Origin of the sequence: Halobacillus sp. BBL2006, assembly GCF_000786645.1 — a bacterium.
Classification (GTDB): domain Bacteria; phylum Bacillota; class Bacilli; order Bacillales; family Halobacillaceae; genus Halobacillus.
In genome coordinates this window covers 1-4,671 of record NZ_JRNX01000137.1, presented here as the reverse complement: position 1 = coordinate 4,671, position 4,671 = coordinate 1, and the positions used below count along the sequence as shown (strand labels likewise).

7 protein-coding genes are annotated in these 4,671 nt (G+C 38.9%); 2 read left to right on the top strand and 5 right to left on the bottom strand.

Annotation, left to right across the window (positions count from 1 at the left end; translation table 11 throughout):
* From LD39_RS05035 to LD39_RS05025, 3 genes are all read right to left on the bottom strand, one after another.
* On the bottom strand, window positions 1–589 hold a 589-nt coding region (locus LD39_RS05035; protein ID WP_035543581.1), incomplete at its 3' end, for an MFS transporter.
* Between the two features lie 89 nt (window positions 590–678).
* Complete coding sequence (locus tag LD39_RS05030) at window positions 679–885, bottom strand: hypothetical protein (RefSeq protein ID WP_035543579.1); 207 nt, start codon at window positions 883–885, stop codon at window positions 679–681.
* Window positions 885–1,790, bottom strand: a complete 906-nt coding sequence (locus tag LD39_RS05025; protein WP_035543577.1) for a YIEGIA family protein — start codon at window positions 1,788–1,790, stop codon at window positions 885–887. Before LD39_RS05025 ends, LD39_RS05030 begins: the two co-directional genes overlap by 1 nt.
* Window positions 1,791–2,574: 784 nt before the next feature.
* On the opposite strand from LD39_RS05025, the gene LD39_RS05020 reads away from it, so the two are divergent.
* Entirely contained in the window at window positions 2,575–2,901 is a 327-nt protein-coding gene (locus LD39_RS05020; protein ID WP_035543576.1) for a hypothetical protein, read from the top strand.
* Window positions 2,902–2,980: 79 nt separating this feature from the next.
* The gene (locus tag LD39_RS05015) at window positions 2,981–3,313 is read left to right on the top strand and encodes a hypothetical protein (protein ID WP_035543574.1); all 333 of its coding nucleotides are present in this window, start codon (window positions 2,981–2,983) and stop codon (window positions 3,311–3,313) included.
* Window positions 3,314–3,469: 156 nt separating this feature from the next.
* On the opposite strand, the gene LD39_RS22500 is transcribed toward LD39_RS05015, so the two are convergent.
* Together LD39_RS22500 and LD39_RS05005 are read right to left on the bottom strand one after the other, a co-directional pair.
* A complete protein-coding gene (locus LD39_RS22500; RefSeq protein WP_156112569.1) occupies window positions 3,470–3,628 on the bottom strand; it encodes a hypothetical protein in 159 nt (52 codons plus the stop codon).
* A gap of 283 nt (window positions 3,629–3,911) precedes the next feature.
* Window positions 3,912–4,671: substrate-binding domain-containing protein (locus LD39_RS05005; protein ID WP_035543573.1), on the bottom strand; the 760-nt coding region annotated here is incomplete at its 5' end.

Below are 4,671 nucleotides of genomic sequence, written 5' to 3'. Positions count from 1 at the left end.
GAACTTTAATAAAAAAGAAAACCAAAGCAATCGATATAAGACTAAAAAATGAAATTGAAAAGAAAGGAAGAAACCATAAAAATGCTGCTAATACCGCTCCAAGAATCGGGCTCAGTACTTTTCCAAATGTATTAGAGGTTTCAATTAACCCCAGGCATGAGCTGGTTTTCTCGTCATCGCCCTTATAGAGATCACCAACTAAAGGTAAAATGATCGGTGTTGCTCCAGCCGCACCAATTCCTTGAAGAATTCGGCCAATCAGAATCATAGTATAGGGGTCATTTCCTTTCCAAGAAGCAAACCCTGCAATGATTCCTCCTATTAAGGCAAGAACTAAACTTGGCAAAATAACAATCTTCCTTCCAAAACGATCAGACAAGTAGCCAGCTACAGGAATTAAAAAAATGGCAGCTAATGAATAACTCGTTATAATCATGCTGGATTGAAAAGAAGTAATATCCACCTTCTTTTCAAAAATAGGAAGGACGGGAATCAGCATAGAGTTCCCTAGTGTCATTACAAGCGGGATAGATGCCATACTCACCAGACACCATTTACTTACTTTTTGCTCACCTGTCGTTTTATCCATCGATTTATCTCCCTCCATCACCTTCGTATAATTCCTTGTCTCCTCGTATCTTATTCAAAAGTTCTAACTAGAAAATGCTGCTACCCCGATCAAACACGGATGACCATATAGTCCCCGTTTTTTAATTGAACGACATCAGCTTTCATGGCTTTTGCGATGTCAACTGTCATTTCCTTGGAAGCTTCCTCATTTTCGGCAAGTAACGTTAGGCAGCTGCTTGAAAGGATTCGATTTTTTTCTAATGTGATAAAGGCGAGGATTTCATATTGTGGCTTCATCGAGGATTCTCTGCCCATTATTGTTCCTCCTTCATATTGGTCTTCATAACCCGGTGGGATTTCTTCGTGCTTTCTAGTAATGGACATTTTTTCACTACCTCGATCAGCGCATCGATATCTTGCTTTATCGGTACAAGTGTAATGACAACTCGACCTTGTTCATAATCTTTCCTCGTAAAATGATAACGCTTGTTCCCGAGCGCTCTTGTGGCTTCGAAAAGAGCAGCCTGCCGCTGGCCAAAATTGTCCAGATTGATTCGGTAATGGTTTTCATTAGGGTAGATCACAACAGCGAGCCCTTCTTCTTTAAAAAGCTTCTCTGAATTATCCGTCCCTAATAAATTACTAACGAAAATTCCATCAACAAACAGACTTGAGTTCTTGACTTCTACCTTTCCCTGCTCAACTTGAGCAATATCACCAATACTCTTTCCTTTCGTAAATTGCTTTAAGTAGTATACTGTAATCACGCCCGCTAATACCCCAAGAGCCATATTTACAACCACCGGAAAGGGGAGAGCAGTTATCGTCAACGAGACGACAAAAGAGGTGATAAAAGCGATATAATTTCTTGCTTCAAAGGTCTTAGAAATCCCGTCTATATAAGCATCACCACGATAGGTATACTCTGTGTTTTCCAGTTCACTTAGACTTTCCTTTTCCATTTTCCTAACGTCTCTAAACTGCTGTAATGCCAAAGTTAAAAATGTTACAGCAACAAAGTTTTTGGTCATTAACGCAGGAATCGCTACAGCTCCTAATGCAGAGGCAACAAACCCAGTGATCAGGTGAATTAAATACCCGTTTGGATAACTCGGGTACTGGCGATAGTCTTCTTTTAACAGCCAAACTCTAGCAAGTGTACCTAGAATCACCGCAGTTATGATGACGCTCAGTTGCTCTATTGGCAATTGTCCATCCATTCTAATCACTCCAAGCTAAAGTACTCTTATTATTCTTTCCTATTAGAAAAATAAAACCCCTCTCTATTTAACAAAAAGCTTTGGTGGACCGGATAATCGATGATAGGAAAATTCCCTATCCTACTTATCACACCAAATAGCATTTAAAAAACAGACTGCTGAGAAAGATGCTCAACAGTCTGTCATTAAAAATGCCTTATATTAGTAAGAGTCTGGAAATAAGGGTTTACATCGACCTCGTTAGAATATCCATAACGTTCTCACCATTTAGCTCTTTATACGTTCCCACCCCAGACTTGATAAACGTCTTTTCAACAATCGAATCAAAGTCCTGATCCGTGATGTCAGGGCTTTTTCAATCGGCGCCTCCTGTGTAATCAATTCCCACACATCTCCCTCATACTCTCCACCGACAGCAATGGCTTTGGTACAGTCAAAAGTGCGTTATTACCATAGTCTTAAACTATTGATATGACAGGCCTTTCCTGCTTAAGAAAACCTTTTGCCATACTTGCACAAAAGTACCAATGTTTTAATGTTACAGAATTGTTACACTTATTACAAGATTCAATAATTATTACTTGCCCCTTCACAATCTGTCCCCACTTCTTATTCTGAGGAGCAAAAGAAAAGCTCTCCTACCTCCTCTCAAGATGAAGAGAAAGAGGATGTTTCTAAAGAGATACAGGAGCCCACTCAGGAGCAAATTTTGGACAAGCCTCAGAAAGAGTGAGAGAGCAAGTCTAAGCCCTCCCCAGAGGATGATAAAGCCCCTGAGGATATTTTGGACAAACAAAATAATCCCTCCAATATCCTAGAGAATTTACAGGAGCTATCAAGGTTAGCAAGTAATATTAATTGGAGAGTTGGGAGCATTAAATACCACTTAACTTATGATGTGGATATTACAGATAGGAGCACAATAGATTTTGATTTTATCAATGAAGAGATGAAAGCTATTGATGAATTTTCTAGTAAGGTGATGAAACTTGAAATTGAGGATTATGAGTTTCTAGTTGATGCTTATGGAAAAGCTCTATATGTGGACATAGAGACTATCAAGAGCCATGCAAAAGACTTGCAGCGTAATAGCACTCAAGGGCTCACATAGGCTCTAAAAGATGCTCAGAGTAGTTATAATGACCTTTCTATCATGGTAGATAGTGCAAAAAAAGAAATGGAGTGATTTTATGAAATGGCTTGAGGTATATTTTAAGAAAAAAGATTTAAAATTGAAGGCTTGGAAATTTAGAGACCACAATGGAGCTTGGCACACTATCACCAATCATCAGACTATAGAAATCATCCTTGCCTGTACCTCAGAGGATGAACAGCAGGAGATTGGAAAAATTATTAGAAGGATAGATTTAGAAAATGGAGATATAGAGCACTTCTTAGAACACCTTGCAAAAGGGATAGTTTTAGAAACTAGCAGGACTATAGAACAGGCAGGCATGGCAAACAGATTGAAAATTAAAGAATATGGAAAAATAAGGAGGCACGAGATTGAAACCAGAAACTAAAATCACCCTTGAGGCTATTGAGAAGCTAAAGAGGGAAATTAGAGAAGAGACTAAAAAGAACAGGAAAGAGATTAGACCTTTCACACATTTTAGAGCCTAAAAAAAGGCTCTTTTTTTATGGAGTTTTTTAGATTATTAAAATCCTTCCCTGCCCTCTCAGAAAACCATAAATCCTACAGGGTTCGTGCACTTCTGACTTAAGCTCTTAAGTTTGGACATGACGTCGTCGTACACGCCATTTCGTTTAATGGGTCCACCACCATAGATAACTAATACTTTCAGACCTTTTTCCAGTTCAGATGAAGGCTGTTCCATTTACCCTTTCCCAAAATAAACCTTCATTAGGGTTGTATTGTAAAAATTCATTCATCGTAACACCCCATTTATTTTTACTAGCCTGCTTATTTTATCATCCCTCGATCTATCAGGGTTATTGATTTATTTCAATACCTCATATCGAAAATTACGATGGTAAAAATCTAAAATGTATATCCAAACTTAAGTAATACTAAGAAGAGGTGTTTATTATCAACAAATGATAATATTAGCGAAAATTGCTGTATATTCGTTAACAAAAAAATCCACATAACGTGGATTTTTATTGAACCGACAACTTTCTTCTCTTCGTCGAATTCCTTATTAATAACTCATGTTCATATACATACTCCCTCGGATACTTCGTTCCAGGATGCAGGAGCTGCTGAAGCAGGATCTCTACGGATTTGTATGCCATTTGTTTCACAGGTTGTTCTACCGTTGTCACAGAAGGAACCATCAACAAGGAGATCATCTGATTATCGAACCCGACGACAGCCAAATCTCTTGGAATCTCCCAATCAGACTGACTCGCTTCATAAATAATGCCTGCTGCTACCTCGTCTGAGCCTGTAAAAACACCGTCAATGTAAGGGTGATCTTCTTTTATGGAATGAAATACCTTTTGGCCGTCTTTCACGTCGAGCGCCCAGTCAATACTTATCCCTTCTATCAAGCTGTTCTCCCGTTCTTGAATAGCTTTTTCAAACCCTTTTCTACGCTCCAGGGTCAAGTAACTATCAGGACCGCCGCTAACATAAGCAATATTTTTACAACCTTGATCAATCAAATGCAGCGTTGCTTCATAAGAGGCTTTTTTATGATCCATGTGCACCATTGGCACAAGGGTTTTCTCCATGTATTCGTTACAAACGACGATCGGTCCAGACTCCAGGTAAGGTTCGACGTCTTCCCATTTATTGATGATGGAAGCCATGATGACGCCATCCACTTGTTTTGTCTTTAAAAGCTGCAAATAATCGATCTCTTTTTTCTTAGAGTCATGGGTCTGGCAGACAATGACTTGATAACCCCATTCTGAC